Source organism: Nonomuraea sp. NPDC003201 (assembly GCF_053590415.1).
The window spans coordinates 1-17,180 of the sequence record NZ_JBSFTC010000244.1 but is presented as its reverse complement, the minus strand read 5'-3'; the positions used below and the strand labels follow the sequence as shown (position 1 = coordinate 17,180).

The following is a 17,180-nucleotide window of genomic DNA, read 5'->3' as shown; positions in this document are numbered from 1 at the left end:
GGCGCAGCGGGCCCGCCTACTCGCCATCGCCCGCCGCGCCACGGCCGGGGCGCAGAGCCCCACGCAGCGCGCCGCCCGGCTGGCGGCCTACCTGCGCAAGCACGCGGTGAACGACGTCAACGCGCCGCCCGGGCACGGCTACCGCAGCATCGAGTTCTTCCTGACGGAGTCGCGCAGGGGGACGACGGAGCAGTTCGCCGCCTCGTTCGCGCTGCTGGCCCGCGCGATCGGGCTGCCGAGCCGGATCGTCGTGGGCTTCCGCCCGGGAACGGGCTCCGGCCCTGGCGCCGGCGCCGGCGGGGTGCGGCAGGTGCGGGGTGGGGACGTGCTGGCCTGGGCCGAGGTCGAGTTCGAGGGGATCGGGTGGGTGCCGTTCTACCCGACGCCGTCGCGTACGCGCTCGGGAGGGGGCGGTGACGTGGCCGAGGGCGCGCCGAAGCAGGCGCGGGAGATCGAGCAGGCGATCAACAGCGACTCCTCCGAGCCCAAACCGACCCCCACGGCCGCCAACCGGGCCACCCCGACCCCGACGCCGCGTCCCGGCGGCTCCGCGGGCCCGCTCGTCTGGGCGGCCGTGCCCGCCGCCGCGCTCCTGGTGTATCTCCTGGCCGTGCTCGTCGTGCCGCCGCTGAGGCGGATGCGCCGCCGCCGGGCCGCCGCGCCCGCCGCCCGGGTGGTGGGGGCGTGGCGGCAGACGGTGGCCAGGCTGCGCGTGGCCGGGATCCCTGTGCGCTCGGACGCGCTGACGGCCGGCGAGGTGGCGTCTCTGGCCGAGTCCGTCCTGGGTCCTGCCGCGCGCGAGCCGCTCACGACGCTCGCCGACCTGGCCAACCTGGCGACGTTCGGGGGAGCGCCCGTGGACCAGGCGGACGCCGACCTCGCCTGGCGCCACTTCGGCGGCGTGGACGCGCTGGTGCGGCGGAAGGTCGGCCTCGCGAGCAGGCTCGCGCACCGCCTGTCGCCGCGATCCCTGGTGGGGTAGCCGGTCTCAGGAGGGTGGCGGGGTGGCCAGGGGGAGCACGATCGGGGGCTGGACCTGGTCGTCCTGGTTCGTCTCCGCGGCGCCGCGGATGCACAGGGCCGAGGACCACGCCACGGACGAGGGCTGGCCGATGGCGACCACGGCGCCGACCTTGAAGCAGTAGCCCGTGACCGGGTCGAGGCCGCCCAGGGTGTAGGTGTTGCTGCCGCTCGCCGCCGGCACCAGCCGGTTGCCGGGGGCCTGCTGGATCACCACGGGATAGCCGCTCTTGCGCACCGCCTTCCAGGCGAGTGTCACGGTGGCGCCGTTGTCGGACACGACCTTGAGGCTCTTGGGACGGTACGCGGCCACCGCGGCGGGATCGACGGTCTGGCGGCGCGCGGGTGGCTCGGACGGCCTGCTCGTCTGCGGTCGCGGCTCGCTCGGTGGCGTCCGCCGGCCGGTCGGCTGGTCCGCCGGCTGGTCCGTTGGTTGCTGGTCGGCCTGGGGTGGCGTGCCGGGGGTCGCGGGGTCGAGGGCGGCGGCCGTCGCGCCGGCGGGTTGCGGTGCGCCTGGCCGGCCGTTCATCGCCAGTGCCACGCTGCCCACGCCCACCAGCACGGCCAGCGCCGACGCGGTGGTGACCAGCAGCGGGACCCGGCTGCGGCGGTCCGGCGCGGTGGCGGGGGCGTGGGGTGCGGAGACCTCGGGGGGAGGCTGGGAGAAGGGCTGGGGGCCGGCGGGCGGCCTGACCTGGGAACGGTCGGGATCCACCGTCCAGACCAGCTCACGGGGGCCCGACCGCGCCGCCGCTCCCGAGTCCTCAAGCGATGGCGAGGGGGAGGGGAGACGCGCGGTGAGGGGCTGGCCCGCATCGCCGAGGGGCAGGTGGGCCGTCGGGGGCTGGCCCGGGTCCCCGAGGGGGAGGCGGGCGGTCGGTGGTTGGGCCGGGTCCCCGAGGGGGAGACGGGTGGTCGGTGGTTGGGCCGGGCCTGCGGCGGGCGGGTGGGTGGTCAGGAGCTGGGAGGCGACGGTGGCCAGGTCGGTGGCGGCCGGGCGGGCGTCCGGGGTCTTGGCCATCGCCTTCAGCAGGGTCTCGGCCAGGTCCGGCGGCACCCCCGGCGGGAGCGGCGGCGGCGCCTCCGTCAGCACCCCGAGCACGAACTTGGCCGTGCCCCCCGCCCCGTCCAGCGGGAACGCGGGCCGGCCCGCCAGCAGCCCGTACACCATCGACCCGAGCGCGTACACGTCGGAGGCGGGCACGGGCGGGTGGCCCTCCAACTCCTCCGGCGCCGCGTGCACCGACGGGAGCGTGCCGTCGGGCAGCTCCACGATCGACATCAGCGCGGACATGCCGAACCCCGTGAGCGCCACCCCGCGACCGGCCACGATGACGTTCTCGGGCGTGACCCGGCCGTGCACGCCTCCGGCCGCGTGCGTGGCGGCGAGCGCGTCGGCCACCGACCGCAGCAGCCCCAGCGCCTCGTCGAGCGGCATCGGCAGGCTCCGCCCCGGCCGCTCGGCGAGCGTGAGACCGCCGTGGGGCGGCGTCACGAGGTACGGCCGCCCGTCGCCGGTGGCCCCCACCTCCAGCACCGGGATCACGCCCTCGTGGGCCGCCAGCGCTTCGGGGAAGCCGAAGCCGCGGACGATCCGCTTCAGCGCCCGCCGGTCCGTCCGATGGCACGCGAGCGTCTTGACCAGCACCTCCGCCCCCGTGGCCGCGGATTGCGCGAGGTGCGCGGTCCACGGGCCGTCCTGGCCGGCCCGTTCCAGCAGCCGGTAGCCGCGGACCCGCTCGGTCGTCACCGTCATGCGATCACGGACGGGCCGCCCATGTCATCGGTCTCGAACGCCTCGTCCTCCACCAGCGGGAACCTGGCCCGGTCGCGGTCCCGCTCGGTCCCGTTCTGGCCGCCGCCCATCATCGGCGGCATCATGCCCATCCCCATGCCGGTGGCGCCCAGCCGGCCCGCGCCGCCCGCGGGCGACCCCGAGCCGCTGAGCTGCGTGGCCGGGACGCTGCCCGGCAAAGTGCTGGGGCCGCCGCTGGTGGGTGTGCCGGGCGGCAGGTTCGTCTGCGGCAGGTTCGTCTGGGGCGGCTGGCTCGCCAGGTCCGTCCTGGGCGTCTGGGGCAGTTGGGGGGTGTTGAGCTCGGGGTTCTTCAGGTCCGGGGTCTGCGGGGTCTGGAGCGAGGGGTCCTTCAGCGAAGGGTCCTGCAGTGACGGGTCCTTGAGCGACGGGTCCTTCAGAGAGGGGTCCTGGAGGGACGGATCCTTCAGGGACGGGTCCTGGAGTGACGGGTTCTGGAGGCCGGGGGTGTCGGGGCCGGACGGGGTGCCCGGCAGGCCGAGACCGGGGGTCCCGTACGGGGAGCCCAGGCTGGAGCCCTTGTACGGGTCGCCGGTCAGGCCGCTCGGCAGCCCGGGACCGAGCGGGAGGGACGGGTCGGTCATCCCCGCCTGCGGGGCCGTGGACCGCTGCTCCACGTAGCCCGCGATGGCCCCGTACACGTCTCCCATGAACCTGTTGAGCTGCCGCAGGTGATGGCGGGCGAGCGCGTGGCCGTTGGTGTCGCTGCCGAAGGCGTCGCCGATGTCGTCGTCGAGGCCGACGCTGCCCGTCCGCGGCACGTTGTTGTGGAACCAGGGGAGCACCTGGGCGCCGTACCACTCCAGGGGCGTGCCGACCGAATCGGCGGCGATGCTGATGCGGGCGAGGTCGCGCTGCAGCTCGCCGACGGTCTCGAAGATCTTCTGCAGGGACTCGCCGCCCAGGGTCTCCGCGATGCGCCCGGCCTGGTTGTGCAGGAGCTCCACGGACTCGGCGCACATCTCGGCGATCTCCTTGTACCGCTTGCCCGCGTCGGCGACGCGGCCCGGGTTGGTGCCCTGGATCAGGGCGGCGACGCCGTCGCTGCTGTCGGAGTCGCCGTTGCCGGTCGGTGCGATGTCGTCGATCTGCGGCGCCCGGGTGTCCTTGAGCGCGTCCGTCCAGTAGTCGGTCATTCGTCCCCCGTCAGGTACGCGTGCGCAGGCCGCCCGCGATGGACTGGTCGGCGCCCTTGGCGGTCTTGACGGTGTCGTCGAGCGCCTGCACCACGGCCGCGTACACCGAGTAGACCCGGTTGATGGCGGCGTCCAGCGTGCTCTGCGCCTTGTCGGTGGTCGCCTTCATGTCGGCGGCGGCCTGCCAGCTGCCGAGGTCGCGGTCCGACAGCCCGGCGAGGGTGAGCCGGACCTTGAGGCTCTGGCCGCCCACCTCGCCCTGCAGGCGCTTGAGGTCCTGGCGGAGCTGCTCCACGGGCGACGACGGGAGCGGCCTGCCGGTGGCCGGGTCCTCGTACTCGCCGACCTTGATGAACATCTCCTTCTTCGCCGTCCCCGGGTCGACCGGGTTGCGGGCGAGCAGGGCCTCGCGGTCGGCGTCCGTCGGCGTCCGGGGCGCCTCGGGAGGATAGTCGCCGTTGCGGTGGAAGTGGATGTGGTCGGCGTACGACTCCTCGATGTTGTCCGGGTCGAAGTCGTACTCGGTGCCGCTGAAACCGCCTTCGTAGGTCTGGTTGATCTGCGGCCGCTGGTATACCGACAGGCCGAGGCCCGGCCTGGGGGTGCCGTGCGCGTCGCCTCCCTCGGCCTCAGGTGTCGACATGCTTCCTCTCCGCGGTCGAAGGACGTACCGGCACCTGCCTATCTCGGGCTCCACCCGGCGGCGCGTCATTTCAAGATATTTCTAAGAGACCAGCCCCAAATCGGAAATGTCGGCAGACTGCCTAACCGTGCCTTTCTCCTGGTACGGCGCCGCGGCCATCGGCCTGGTGCTGACGCTCACCCCCACCCCCGCACCCTCGCGCGCGGTCACGTGTGATCCCCAGCCCGGCGTGGCGGAGGTCACCGGGAAGCCGTGGCCGCAGGAGAGGCTGAGGTTCGAGCGGGTGTGGCGCTTCACCAAGGGCGAAGGGGTGACCGTCGCCGTCGTGGACAGCGGCGTGGACGCCACGCATCCCCAGCTCGCCGCCGCCGTCGCCGCCCAGGTCGATCTCACGGGCACGGACCTGCGCGACTGCGTCGGGCACGGCACGGCGGTGGCCGGGATCATCGCGGGCCGGGACCTCACCGCGCGCGGCGTGCCCGTCATAGGCGTCGCGCCGGCCGCCCGGATCCTGTCGATCAAGCAGACCGAGGGGAGCTCGGGCGACGTGTCCCGGCTGGCCCAGGGCATCAGGCGGGCCGCGGAGCTGGGCGCGGACGTGATCAACGTGTCCGTGCAGGCCCACGACCATCCCGCGCTGAAGGCCGCGGTGGCGTACGCGCAGGCCAAGGACGCGGTGATCGTGGCGGCCGCGGGCAACGTGCGGCAGGACGACGGCGTGGTCACGCCCGCGTACCCGGCCGAGTATCCCGGAGTGATCGCGGTCGGCTCGGCCTCGCCGGACGGCGGCAAGTCGGAGTTCTCCAACAGCGTGACCCGCATCTCGGTGACCGCCCCCGGAGCCGGGATCACGAGCGCGTGGACCGGCGGTGGCTACCGTACGGAACTGGACGGCACCAGCTTCGCCGCCCCCTTCGTGGCGGGCGTCGCCGCCCTGGTCAGGGCCCGGCACCCCGAACTCGACCACTGGCAGGTCAAGCGCCGGCTGGAACGCACGGCGGACGGCGGCGGCGCGGCCGGCACCGGGGCCGGGCTGGTCAACCCGCTGCTCGCGGTCACCTCGGTGCAGCCCGACGCCGAGGAGCGCGCGCCCGCCGCGCCGCCGATCGTGCTGGCCAGGGCCCCGGTGCCGGACCCGCGCACGCGCGGCCTCGCGGTGGCGATCACGGCGGGGGCGGTGGGGGCCACCGCGCTGGTGGTGTTCCTGGCGTTGACGCTGCCCAGGGCCCGTCGCAGGGGCTGGCGGGCCGGAGGGGCCACGACATTTACAGGAAACTTGAAATCGTAGCCCTGCCCGCTTTGACCCATTTACTTTGATCCACAGTACGGAAAACCCGGTCGAATTCGGGTTCACGAGATCCGAGAGGTGCACGTGGCAGAGCCGACACGTTATCAAGAGGGCAGCCAGCACAGCGCGGCAGAACGCGCGCTCATCGCACACCAGAACATCACGCAGATTCACAACAGGCTCACCCAGATTCCCGCGACGCTCGGCGCCGCCTGGCAAGGCGAGTCCGCGAACGTCTACCGCCAGGTCCTCGACGAGTGGAACCCGCAGTTCAAGAAGGTCATCGACGCTCTGCACACGATCGCGGAGAACCTCAAGAGCTCGGGCATCACGTACACCGAGGCGAACACCCAGGCCAGCGAGGTCGCCACCAGGCTCAAGGCCGCGCTCGGCGGCGGCCAGCTCTGACGAACGGAGAATCACCATGACGGGTGGCGGAGACATCATCCTCGCCAATTTCGACGAGATGGACGAGATCGCGTCGGAGCTGGGCCGGGCCTACGCCAATCTGGTCGGCGAACTGGCCGACCTCGAAGACGACCTCAAGGTCCTGGAGACCTGGGACGGCTCCGCCAAGGAGGTCTACCGGACGGCCAAGGAGCAGTGGAACAACGCGGTCGTGGCCATGGGTGACACCATGCAGCGCTTCGGCCCCGCCCTGCACGACGCCACGGAGATCATGCGCGACGCGGAGGCCACCAACATCCGCCGCTGGGGCACCTGAGGCCGGTGGATCAGCCTCTCATCGACCCGGCCACCGCGGGCGACACGGCGAGGTGCGAGCCGGAGGCCCTCATCGACGTGGCGGGCAAGCTCGGCGACAGCCTGCTGCCCCGGTTGCGCGCGGCTGCGTACCAGGTGCCGGACCTGTCGCCGGCCGCCCCGGGGAGCTGGGACATCGCTCAGGGGTACGGCGAGACCGTGCGCAGGGCCCGGGTGGCGACGGGCGATTCGCTGCAGTTTGTCATGGAGCAGGTCCAGCGGATCGTCGACGACCTGGCCGCCACCGCGAACACCGTGCGGGACGCCGACCAGCGGGCCGCGGGCGCGGTGCCGCGTACGTGATGTGAGGGGACCCGTTGCCGCAACCACAACCGATCAAGCACGGCTGCCTGCAGGGCGGGAACGTCAACGCGTACGGCGGGCGCGAGGAGATCCGGCGGCTGGTGATGGGGACCGGGCCGGAGGAGTTCGCGCCGGTCGTGGACGCGTACAAGAAGACGTCCCAGCTGCTCACCGACACGATCGCGGCGCTGGGTGACAGCGCGGCGCGGCTGGTGGCCGACGGGAACTGGGGCGGGGAGTCCGCCAGGGCCATGCTCACGCGCATGAACCGGCTCCAGGCGTACCTGCAGTCGCTGCGCAACGGTGTGGACGGCGTCCCGCCCGGGCTGGAGACGGTGGGTCGCGAGCTGGCCTCGGCCAAGGAGCGCTTCGACAAGGCCACGGAGCAGCAGGAGTACTGGGTGGAGGCGAGCGGCATGGGCGCCGGGTCGATGGAGCCGCTCAACGATCCGGACGCGGACGCGCGGGCCTTCATGCAGCAGCTCAACGGCGTCTACCAGCGGGCGTACACGGCCCTGCCGGACGCCCTGGCGTGGGACCCGGAGCTGGCCTCGCCGGCCCCCTACCTGCCGCCGCCGGTCGGCCCCGCCTCGGTGCCGGCGCGGAGCGGCGACCTGCCGTTCGAGAGCACGGTGCCGGTGCGGTCCCGCACCGATCTGGCCGGCACGCCCGGCCACCCACTGACTCCCGCGGGCCCGCTACCCGGTCAAGCTGCGGTACCGGGTGCGCCCGCGGGGGCGTCACCGCCCACCTCCCTGGCGAACTGGCCGGGCGTGCCGCCCGCCGTGGGAGGCGGGCAACCCGCCGGGCTGCCGCCGTCACCCGGTACGGCCCCCACCCCGGCCGGACGCGACCCCCGCTCGACAGGGACCATTCCGGCCGGGACCACGAGGCCACCGGTCAACCCGGTCAACCCGGTCAACCCGGTCAACCCGGGCCGCCCCGGGACGAATCGTCCGGCGGACCCGTACCAGGGCCGTCCCACCGATCCGGGTACGAGTGCCGCTCAGGAGCCGTCCGGGCCGTCGGTGCGGCCGGGCAGCGTGCCGGTCGTGGACGGCTCATGGCCCCCGGCCAGATCGCCCGTGGCAGGGGCCGAGCCCGGCGCGACGGCCGCCGGCGGCGTGCCGTTCCTGCCCATGGGCGGCTCCGGGGACGGCGGGCAGAACGCCCGCAGGTCGACCGCGGCGAAGAACGCCGACGACGACTTCTTCCGCCCCGAGGTCGTGCACGGCCCGCCGGTGGTGGGGTGAGGCCATGTCCGGCGACTTCGTGGCGACGCAGGCCGACTCCATCCGCGAGATGGGCCGCAACATGGCCGCCGCCCCCATGCGGGACCTGGAACGGATGTCCTCGGCCATCGGGCACGTCGATCTCTCCGCCGGCGCCTACGGCGCGTTCGGGCTGCTCGGCGGCTCGCTGGGGCAGGCGTTCGACGACGTCAAGCGGGCCGCGCTGACGTATCTGACGGCCAAGCGGGCCGAGGTGTCCGGCATCCACGACAAGGCATACGGCACGGCCAACACCTACGTGGACGGCGACGGCAACGCCGGCCGGACGGCCGCCGACATCACCAGGACGTGAACATGATCGAACAACCGTGGTCCGTCATCGAGGGCTCGGCGATGGCCGTGACCGGCTCCCTGCTCCTCGGCTGGAACCGCGCCCGTTATGCCACCCTGGTCCTGCCCCTCATGTACGGCGACACCGCCCAGCAACGGGCGGCGGCCGAGGTGTGGGAGGAGCTGGCCGGGGCCCTGCGGGCGCACCCGAACCTCGTGGACGGCTCCGTCAGGAACGTCGAGTGGACCGCCCCCAGCGCCGAGCTCTACAAGGGCACCGTGCAGCGGTACTCCGACGACGCCGCCGACAAGTCCGCCTCGCCCAAGGCCTCGGCCGACACCCTGCGCCTCACGGCCGGCGTGTACGACGTCCTCGGCAAGGCCGTCTTCCTCACCGGCGCGAGCATCCTCACCGCCGGGGTGATGCACAAGGTCGCCCAGATGAACGCGTTCACGAGGGTCGCCTCGGAGGTGGCCGCCACCGGCTTCGGCCGCCGGGCGGACCACCAGGCCGGCGCGATCGCCGCCAGGGCGCGGGCGTTCGCGGAGGGCGGCAAGGGTGTGCTGGGCAAGGTGGCGCAGAAGCTGGTGCAGATGTCGCCCGCCAAGCAGGCGCTCGTGGGCGGCGCCGCGGCCGTCACGGCCGGGATGGTGGGACAGTCGGCGGTCGCCGACCAGTTCAGCGGTACGAAACTCGAGGCTCCGACTCCGGGGGTGAAGGCATGACGGCGTTCGACGAGAGTGCCATGGACCGGCTGATCGCCGAGGCCCAGCGGCCCGCGGGCGGGCTGGACGACCTCTACGAGCAGGTTCTCGCCGTCAAGGGGTCCGCGCAGGACCCGGACAAACTGGTAAGGGTCGAGTGCTCGGCGCAGGGCGTCACCGGGCTGGACATCGACCCGAGGGCCATGCGCTCGGGCTCGCAGCGCCTCGCCGAGACGATCCTGGTGCTGATCGCCGACGCCCTGTCCGACATGCAGGCCAGATCGACCGAGCTCCTCGGGGACGTCCTGGGGGAGGGCCCGCTGGACCTGGCCGCCGAGAACAACCCTGCGGACCTGCGCATGCGGGAGGCACGGGAGGCGTACGAGCAGGCCATGGACCAGGCGGTGGCCGAGCTGGGCCGCATCGAGCGCGACCTGGACCGTTAAAGACCGGGGTCGAGGTAGGCGGTCTGGACGAGCTTCTCGCCCGACCGCCGGTCCACGTAGAGCCCGCGCCCGGGCGGGAGCTGGCGCGGGCGCACGTTTCCGAACAGCTGGCCCTCGTCGCGGGGACCCGACAGCATCACGGCGGGCGAGTTCATCTCCTTCAGCCGCCGCACGATGGGGTCCAGCATGCTCCGCCCGGCCCCGCCCATGGCGCGCGCCAGGACCAGGTGCAGCCCGATGTCCCTGGCCTGCGGCAGCAGCTCGCCGAGCACGGACAGCGGGTTGGCCGAGGTCGCCACGAGGTCGTAGTCGTCCACGATGACGTACAGGTCCTGGCCGGTCCACCAGCTCCGCGTCCGCAGCTGCTCCGAGGTGAGGTCCGGCGGGGGCAGCCGCGTCTGCATCACCTCCTGGACGCCCTTGAGCAGCTCCGCGGCGGCGGCGCTGGAGGCCGCGTACCCGATCCGGTGCTCGGTGTCGGTCGCGTCCAGCAGCGAGCGCCGGTAGTCGATGACGATGAAGCGCGCCTCCAGCGGCGTCTTCCCGGTCGCGATGCCCCGGGCGAGCACCCGCAGCAGGTTGGTCTTGCCGCTCTCCGTGTCGCCGAACACCACGAAGTGCGGGTCGGCGTCGAAGTCCAGCAGGACGGGCGCCAGCGCGGCCTCGTCGATCCCGATCGGGACGCGCGTGCCGCCCTGCGGGGGAGCGGGCAGGGTGTGCGCGGGCAGCAGGGCGGGCAGCAGCCGCACGGGCGGCGCCGGATGCCCGCGCCAGGCCGCCGCCGCGGCCTCGACCAGGGCGGCGACCCCGTCGGCCAGGTCGTCCACGGTGGAGCGGCCGTCGATGCGCGGCAGCGCGGCCAGGAAGTGCAGGGCCTCGCGGGTGAGCCCGCGCCCGGGGGCCCGCTCGGGCACGTTCGAGGCCGCCTTGCGGTCGATCTCGGAGTCGAAGGAGTCGCCGAGCCGCAGCTCCAGCCGGGTGCCGAGCAGGTCGCGCACCCCGGCCCTGAACTCCATCCACCGGTTCGCGGTGCCGATCACGTGGATGCCGAACCCCAGGCCCCGGGTCACCAGGTCGCCGAGGTCGGGTTCGAGCAGCTCGTACTCCTGGCGCAGGATCGCCCAGCCGTCCACCACGATGAACACGTCGCCCCAGCCGTCACCCTCGAAGGCGCCCGAGGCGACCATCCTCCGGTAGGTGGCCATGGAGTCGATCCCGCGCTCGACGAACAGCCGTTCACGCCGGTCGAGCAGCGTCTTGACCTCGGCGACCGTCCTGCGCACCGCGTCGGCGTCCAGCCGGTTGGCCACCCCGCCGACGTGCGGCAGCCCGGTCAGCGAGGACAGCGTGCCCCCGCCGAAGTCCAGGCAGTAGAACTGCACCTCCTTGGGGGTGTGCGTGAGCGCGAGCGAGGCGATCAGCGTGCGCAGCAGCGTGCTCTTGCCGGTCTGCGGCGCGCCGACGATCGCGACGTTGCCCGCCGCCCCTGACAGGTCCAGCCAGTACGGGTCCCGCCGCTGGTCGAACGGGCTGTCCACGATCCCCGCCACGGCGTGCAGCCGCCCCGGCCGGTCCTGGCCGGTGCCCGCGGCCGTCAGCCCGTGCTCCGGCGAGGTCTCGACGGGCGGCAGCAGCTGGTCGAGCGAGGCGGCCTCCTTGAGCGGCGGCAGCCAGATCCGGTGCGCCGCGGGCCCCTGCCCGGCCAGCCGGCCCACCACGATCTCCAGCAGGCTGTCCTTCCTGCCCTGCTTTCCGGGCTCCGCCACCACCGGCGGGGCCTGCTCGACGGGCGGCATCGGCACCCGCTCCGGCCCGTACCAGACGATCTTCCCGCGGTGCCCGGCGCGCGCCGTCACCGCCGGCCCCTGCGCCGATGCGAGCTGGTACGGCCCCGACACGTACGCCGCCTTGAACCGCGTCATGCCCGTGGTCTCGAACATCAGGTAGGCGTTGCCCGGCTCGGGCGGCAGCGAGTACGCGTCCGCCACCCCCAGCACGGCCCGGCTCTCGGCCGCCGAGAACGTCCGCAGGCCGATCCGGTACGACAGGTGCGTGTCGAGCCCGCGCAGCCGCCCCGACTCCAGCCGCTGCGAGGCCAGCAGCAGGTGCACGCCCAGCGACCGGCCGAGCCGCCCGATCATCACGAACAGCTCGATGAACTCCGGCTTGGCCGACAGCAGCTCGCTGAACTCGTCCAGCACGATGAACAGCGTCGGCAGCGGCCGCAGGTTCGCCCCCTGCTCGCGGGCCTGCTCGTAGTCCCGCAGCGAGGCGTGGTTGCCGGCCGCCCGCAGCAGCTCCTGGCGGCGTACCAGCTCGCCGTGGAGCGCGTCGTGCATGCGGTCCACCAGCGGCAGCTCGTCCTCCAGGTTCGTGATGACCGCCGAGACGTGCGGCAGCGTGTCCAGCCCGAGGAAGGTGGCGCCGCCCTTGAAGTCGACGAGCACGAAGTTCAGGGTCTCGGAGGAGTGCGTGATCGCCAGCGAGAGCACGAGCGTGCGCAGCAGCTCCGACTTCCCGGAGCCGGTCGCGCCGACCACGAGCCCGTGCGGTCCCATGCCGCCCTGGGCGGCCTCCTTGATGTCCAGCTCGACGGGCCGCCCGTCGGCGCCCAGGCCGATCGGGACGCGCAGCCGGTTCCTGACCGGGCGGGGCTGCCACGTCTGGGCAGGCGCGAGCCGCCGCGCGTCGCCGATCCGCAGCAGCTCGGTGAGCGTCGTGTTCGTGGCGAAGACGTCCCGCACCTCCTCCGCGCCGGCCCCCGAGCCGGTCCGCATCGGCGCGAGCTGCCTGACCAGGGCGGCGAACGCGGGCGGGTCGAGCCGGTCCGGCCGCCCCAGACCCGACCGGACCTCCTTGCCGAGCTCGTCCTCGGCGACCCGGACCACCTCGTCCGCGCCGACCTCCAGCCGCAGCGTGAGCTGCGCGGGCACCTGCGCGGTGCCGCCGCCGACGTCGATCACGGTCACGCCCTCGATGACGTCCAGGCCGAGCTGGCTGCCCGCGGGCACGGTGCCGCCGTCCATGACGACCACGTGGTACGGCAGCGCGTCCGGCGAAAGCCCTTTGCTGAAGCGCGGCCGGTCCTTCAGCTCGAACCCCAGCAGGTCGTCCAGCTCGCCCAGATCCCCCGAGACCAGCCGCACGGGCCCGGCGCCGTCCTCCTCGGTGGGGTGCAGGGCGTGCGGCAGCCACTTGACCGGCTCCCACTCGCGGGCCCTTTCGGCGCCCGCGCAGACCGAGATCCGCAGGTCCTCCGGCGAGTGCAGCGCCGCCGCCTGGGCCAGCAGGGCCCGTACGAGCCCGCGCGCCGCCGCCGGGTCGCCCGTGATCACGATCCTGGCGAACGAGTGCAGCGCCAGCGCCACCGGCAGCCCGGGAACGGTGGCGTGCGTGCGCACGAACCGCCGCAGCGCTCCAGCCGTCACCGGGTCGAGGTCCTCGATCGGCTTGGTCTCCGGCGGGATCAGCGGCAGCGCCAGCCGCTGCGCCGAGGTGGCGATCCTGATCTGGGCGAAGTCGTCGTCGCGGGGCCGCCGCTCCCACAGCCGGGTGGTCATCACCAGCGACCACAGGGCGGCCGGGTCCGGATGGCTCCAGGTCATGACCTTGTGCTGCTGCGCGGCGGCGGCCCGGACCCGCTTCCTGACCTGCTCCAGGTAGCGGTAGTAGTCGCGGCGCTGGCCGTTGAGCTGGCTCTTGCGCTCGCCCGCGCCGCGCATCATCTGGCCCACGGTCATGCCGATCATCGAGACCGCGAACAGGCCGCTGGAGACCAGCATGATCGGGTTGTTCGTGGACCCGCCGGTGAACATCAGCGCCATCGCGCCGGCGCCCGCCAGCATCGGCAGGTACGTCAGGAGCTGGGTCAGCCCGCCGCCCGTCACCGTCTCGGGGATCTCGGGCGGGGACTCCAGCAGGACCTCGCCGCCGGGAGGTTCGGGTGGCCGGCGCCGCTCGGGCCTGCGGACCACGATCAGGCTGCCGCTCACGACGCCATACAAGTCGCTGACGTAGCGAAACAGGCGATATTTCAAATTTCCTGTACGTATTAAGCCCGTCGCGTTCGGTGTCCGATCCATACACTCGTCCGGGTGAGCGCCACCGGAACCGACCTGTGCCGGGTCACCGTCGTGACCCCGCGTGGATTCCTGGACCTGGGCCTGCCGCCGGACATCCCGCTCGGCAACCTGCTGCCTACCCTGCTGCGCGTCGCCGGTGAAGGGCTCGCGGAGGCGGGCCTGGCCCACGGCGGCTGGGTGCTCCAGCGCCTGGCCGGCCCGCCGTTCGACGTGAACGCGACGCTGTCGGAGCTGGCCGTGCACGACGGCGAGATGCTGCACCTGCGGCCGCGCGGCCACGAGCTGCCGGAGGTCGTCTTCGACGACGTCGCCGACGCGGTGGCGACCGGCGTGCTGGAGCGCACCGGCCGCTGGCAGCCCGCCACGACCAGGGCCTACGGGTTGCGCGCCGCCGCCACCCTGCTCGGCGCGGGCGCCGCCGCGCTGCTGGCGACCGGCCCGCCCTGGCTGCCCACGGCCCTCGTCGCGGGGGCCGTCGCGCTGGTCCTGCTGCTGGTGGCCGTGGCGCTGTCGCGGGCCCTCGGCGACGCGCGGGCGGGCGCGGTGATCGGGTACGCGGCCCTGCCGTACGGGTTCGTCGCGGGCCTGACCGGACCGGCCTCGGCGGCCGTCGTCCAGCCGGACACCCTGCTGTCGGCCTGCGGCGTGGTGCTGATGCTGGCCACGGCGACGGGGTTCGCGGTCGCCCAGGGGCTGCCCACGTTCCTCGGCGTGGCCGCCGCCGCGCTGTCCGGGCTGCTGGCGTCCGGGCTGGTCATGGCCTTCGACCTGCCCGCGGCCGGGGTGGTGGCGGTGCTCGCGGCCCTCGCGGTGGGGCTGACCACGGCGATCCCCTCGCTGTCGTTCCGGCTGGCGGGCATGCCGCTGCCCGCGCTGCCGACGACGGCGGAGGAGCTGCGCCGCGAGAGCGGCGACCTGGACGGCGCGCTGGTGATCGACAAGACCGTGGTGGCCGACCGCTTCTGCACGGGGTTGATCGCCGGCGTGGCGGTGATCGTGCTCGCCGCCCAGGTGCTGCTGACGGTGGCGGGCACCTGGGCCGCGTTCGCCATGAGCGCCGTGCTGTCGCTGTCGCTGCTCATGCGGGCCCGCGTGTTCGAGGGCCGCGGCCAGCGGGCCTGGCTGCTGACCGCGGCCCTGCTGGGGGTGGCCCTGCCCGCCGCGGCCGCGGTGGTCACGGCGGTGGTCACGGCGGCCGACGGGGTGGTGCTCTACGGGATCGTCCCCGGGCTGGTCGTGCTCGCCCTGGCGGTGGTGGGGACGGCGCTGTGGCTGACGTCCGCGCGGCCGTCCCCCTTCTGGGGCCGGGTGGGCGACATCTTCGACATCCTGCTGATGATCGCCCTGATCCCGCTGGCGCTGGCCGTGATGGACCTGTACGAGACCATCCGCGGGCTGGTGAGCTAGCTACGGCTCTTGACCACGTCCTCGAGGCTCATGTCGCCGCCCGGCGCCTTGACCGTCCACTGGAAGGACCCCGTGCCGGGCGGGAGCGGCTGCCCCTGCGGAGGCGCGGCGAACGTCCCCGCCTTCGCGGGGTCGACGGCCCCCGTGCCGAAGTCGATCGCCGCGGCGCCGGTCGGGCGCATGAAGGCCAGCTGCACGGCCGCCGTCCCGCCGACGCCCGCCGCGACGCCGCCCAGCACGTCCTTGAGCCCGAGCGAGCCGAGGAAGCGCTTCAGCGCGCCGGTCGAGGCGGCCAGCGACGCGCTCGCCTGGACCCCCGTCCTGCGCATGGCGATCCTGGCCGCCAGCCTGGTCTGCGGCGCCAGCGCGAGGACCTGCAGCGCGGCCAGCCGCAGGTACGTCTCCTGCGCGATCTTGGCCGCCGCGCCCCAATAGACCATGAACCCGTCACCGATGCTGTCCACGTGCCCGGCCACCCACTGCACGTTGGTGCGGAAGGCGTCGAGCTCGGCCCGCAGCCGGTTGGCCGCGCTCGCGAACTCCTTCTGGTCCCCGGCGACCCAGTTCTGCCCCGAGTTGTTGATCACCATGGTCATCGAGTTGTTCGCGCCCTTGTCGAGCCGCCCGCCCGCACCCGCCTGGAGGTTGGCGGCCGCCTCCCAGATGCCGGGCACGTTCGCGACCGCGGGAACGGTGGCCAGCATGCCGACCACGACCGACGGCTCCATCCTGGCCGCCTTGCGCAGGATGCCCTGCACGGCCTCGGGGTCGGGCGGGTTCTTCGACAGGCGCAGGGGAGAGCCGTCCCGGGCGCGCCCGGCCACCCTGGGCCTCACGGCTTCTTCACCCGCTGGACGATCAGGTCCTCGGCGGTGCGCCAGTTGCGCTCGGCGAAGGCCAGGTCCTCGCCCTCCCACTTCCGCATCACCGCGAGCGCCGTCTCGGTGTCGCGGACGAACGAGTCGATCAGGGACCGGTACAGTGCCCCGACCGTCCACTCGCCCAGCGGCCCCCAGCCGGGGAAGCCGACCGCGCGGTTCTGCTCGAAGATCTGGCGCACCTCGTCGAAAACCGGCAGGAGGTCGTCCCTGATGCCCCGCCGGACCTCGCCGATCGCGTCGGGGGTGATATATCGCGTATCCGGATTCACGATCATCAGCCTGTAACGTGCCGGGCGCGCGGGACAGGTACGTCATTCACTGGTCATTGATCATTCTCAATTACGAAACCAGACAGCTTCTCCCTATTTATCCCGATAAATTGGGTTAAGTAGTGGAGTCATGTGATCCAAGGGGCGGGAGTTGCACAGCCAGCGCGACCTTTATCAGGCGTACCGCCTCACCGTTCAGCGCATCGGCCTGGCGCTCCTGCGGGCCCAGCCGAACCAGCCCGAATGGCCGCTCCGCCGGCAGAACATCGGCTTCCTCGCGGGCATCATGGTCGCGGTCCTGCTCTGCGTCGGCTTCGCGGTCTTCGGCCTGCTGCGCCCGGGCGGCACGAAGGCGCTGGAGGAGCCCGGCACGCTGATCATCGAGCGCGAGACCGGCGCCAGGTTCGTCTACAGCCAGGAGCAGCGCCGGCTCATCCCCGTCGCCAACTACGCCTCCGCCCGCCTCGTGCTCGCCTCCCAGGACGTCAAAGAGCGCGTCGTCGCACGGGAGGCGCTGACCAAGTACGAGCGCGGCGCCCTCATCGGCATCCCCGAGGCCCCCGACTCGCTGCCCGGCCCCGCGAACCTGGCCCGCGGCCCCTGGGCGGCCTGCGTCCAGGAGCGCGCCGAACCGACCGGGCGCAAGCCGTACGTGACGCTGGTCGCCGGGCGCGACCTCGGCGGCACGCCGCTCGCGGAGGGGAACGCGCTGCTGGTCGACGTGGGCGGCCAGCGGTGGGCGATCTGGCGGGGCGCCCGCATGCGCGTCCCCACCGGCATCGCCCGCGGGCTCACCTCGGCCGTCCCCGCCGCCGTGCCCGTGGCCTGGCTGAACGCGCTGCCCGAAGGGCCCGACCTGGCCG

Annotated in this window: 17 protein-coding genes; 11 read left to right on the top strand and 6 right to left on the bottom strand. The window is 73.5% G+C overall.

Annotation, left to right across the window (positions count from 1 at the left end; all coding sequences use genetic code 11):
- Positions 1-982 (top strand): transglutaminase domain-containing protein (locus ACWDX9_RS46670; RefSeq protein ID WP_449966871.1); only part of this gene is annotated, 982 nt, incomplete at its 5' end.
- A gap of 6 nt (positions 983-988) precedes the next feature.
- Here the strand turns inward: ACWDX9_RS46670 and ACWDX9_RS46665 are convergent.
- Genes ACWDX9_RS46665 through ACWDX9_RS46655 form a run of 3 tightly spaced genes read right to left on the bottom strand, consistent with a single transcriptional unit; the run spans position 989 to position 4,612 of the window.
- Positions 989-2,776, bottom strand: coding sequence for a protein kinase domain-containing protein (locus tag ACWDX9_RS46665; protein ID WP_449966868.1), 1,788 nt, complete (start codon positions 2,774-2,776; stop codon positions 989-991).
- The gene (locus ACWDX9_RS46660) at positions 2,773-3,969 is read right to left on the bottom strand and encodes a hypothetical protein (protein WP_449966865.1); all 1,197 of its coding nucleotides are present in this window, start codon (positions 3,967-3,969) and stop codon (positions 2,773-2,775) included. Before ACWDX9_RS46660 ends, ACWDX9_RS46665 begins: the two co-directional genes overlap by 4 nt.
- A gap of 10 nt (positions 3,970-3,979) precedes the next feature.
- Positions 3,980-4,612, bottom strand: a complete 633-nt coding sequence (locus ACWDX9_RS46655; protein ID WP_363966874.1) for a hypothetical protein — start codon at positions 4,610-4,612, stop codon at positions 3,980-3,982.
- Between the two features lie 127 nt (positions 4,613-4,739).
- On the opposite strand from ACWDX9_RS46655, the gene mycP reads away from it, so the two are divergent.
- From mycP to ACWDX9_RS46615, 8 genes are all read left to right on the top strand, one after another.
- Positions 4,740-5,900, top strand: a complete 1,161-nt coding sequence (gene mycP / locus ACWDX9_RS46650; RefSeq protein WP_449966862.1) for a type VII secretion-associated serine protease mycosin — start codon at positions 4,740-4,742, stop codon at positions 5,898-5,900.
- 84 nt (positions 5,901-5,984) lie between these two features.
- Positions 5,985-6,308 carry a WXG100 family type VII secretion target gene (locus tag ACWDX9_RS46645; protein ID WP_192791395.1) on the top strand — a complete coding sequence of 108 codons (324 nt, stop codon included), beginning with the start codon at positions 5,985-5,987 and terminating at the stop codon, positions 6,306-6,308.
- Between the two features lie 16 nt (positions 6,309-6,324).
- Positions 6,325-6,624 (top strand): WXG100 family type VII secretion target, encoded by a 300-nt coding sequence (locus ACWDX9_RS46640; protein ID WP_449966860.1) that lies wholly within the window; start codon positions 6,325-6,327, stop codon positions 6,622-6,624.
- 5 nt (positions 6,625-6,629) lie between these two features.
- On the top strand, positions 6,630-6,965 hold the full coding sequence (locus ACWDX9_RS46635; protein WP_449966857.1) for a hypothetical protein: 336 nt from the start codon (positions 6,630-6,632) through the stop codon (positions 6,963-6,965).
- Between the two features lie 14 nt (positions 6,966-6,979).
- Entirely contained in the window at positions 6,980-8,218 is a 1,239-nt protein-coding gene (locus ACWDX9_RS46630) for a hypothetical protein (RefSeq protein ID WP_449966854.1), read from the top strand.
- Positions 8,219-8,222: 4 nt separating this feature from the next.
- A complete protein-coding gene (locus tag ACWDX9_RS46625) occupies positions 8,223-8,549 on the top strand; it encodes a hypothetical protein (protein WP_364254888.1) in 327 nt (108 codons plus the stop codon).
- A gap of 2 nt (positions 8,550-8,551) precedes the next feature.
- On the top strand, positions 8,552-9,253 hold the full coding sequence (locus tag ACWDX9_RS46620; protein WP_449966850.1) for a hypothetical protein: 702 nt from the start codon (positions 8,552-8,554) through the stop codon (positions 9,251-9,253).
- Positions 9,250-9,678, top strand: a complete 429-nt coding sequence (locus tag ACWDX9_RS46615) for a YbaB/EbfC family nucleoid-associated protein (RefSeq protein WP_449966848.1) — start codon at positions 9,250-9,252, stop codon at positions 9,676-9,678. The genes ACWDX9_RS46620 and ACWDX9_RS46615 overlap by 4 nt, the downstream gene beginning before the upstream one ends.
- On the opposite strand, the gene eccCa is transcribed toward ACWDX9_RS46615, so the two are convergent.
- On the bottom strand, positions 9,675-13,670 hold the full coding sequence (gene eccCa / locus ACWDX9_RS46610; protein WP_449966846.1) for a type VII secretion protein EccCa: 3,996 nt from the start codon (positions 13,668-13,670) through the stop codon (positions 9,675-9,677). The genes ACWDX9_RS46615 and eccCa overlap by 4 nt on opposite strands.
- A 102-nt stretch (positions 13,671-13,772) precedes the next feature.
- Between eccCa and eccD the strand changes: the two genes are divergently transcribed.
- Entirely contained in the window at positions 13,773-15,167 is a 1,395-nt protein-coding gene (gene eccD / locus ACWDX9_RS46605; protein ID WP_449966843.1) for a type VII secretion integral membrane protein EccD, read from the top strand.
- Here eccD and ACWDX9_RS46600 read toward each other — a convergent pair.
- On the bottom strand, positions 15,164-16,003 hold the full coding sequence (locus tag ACWDX9_RS46600) for a hypothetical protein (protein ID WP_363966862.1): 840 nt from the start codon (positions 16,001-16,003) through the stop codon (positions 15,164-15,166). The genes eccD and ACWDX9_RS46600 overlap by 4 nt on opposite strands.
- Positions 16,000-16,317, bottom strand: a complete 318-nt coding sequence (locus ACWDX9_RS46595) for a hypothetical protein (RefSeq protein ID WP_350733947.1) — start codon at positions 16,315-16,317, stop codon at positions 16,000-16,002. Before ACWDX9_RS46595 ends, ACWDX9_RS46600 begins: the two co-directional genes overlap by 4 nt.
- 151 nt (positions 16,318-16,468) lie before the next feature.
- On the opposite strand from ACWDX9_RS46595, the gene eccB reads away from it, so the two are divergent.
- Positions 16,469-17,180 (top strand): type VII secretion protein EccB (gene eccB, locus ACWDX9_RS46590; protein WP_449966841.1); only part of this gene is annotated, 712 nt, incomplete at its 3' end.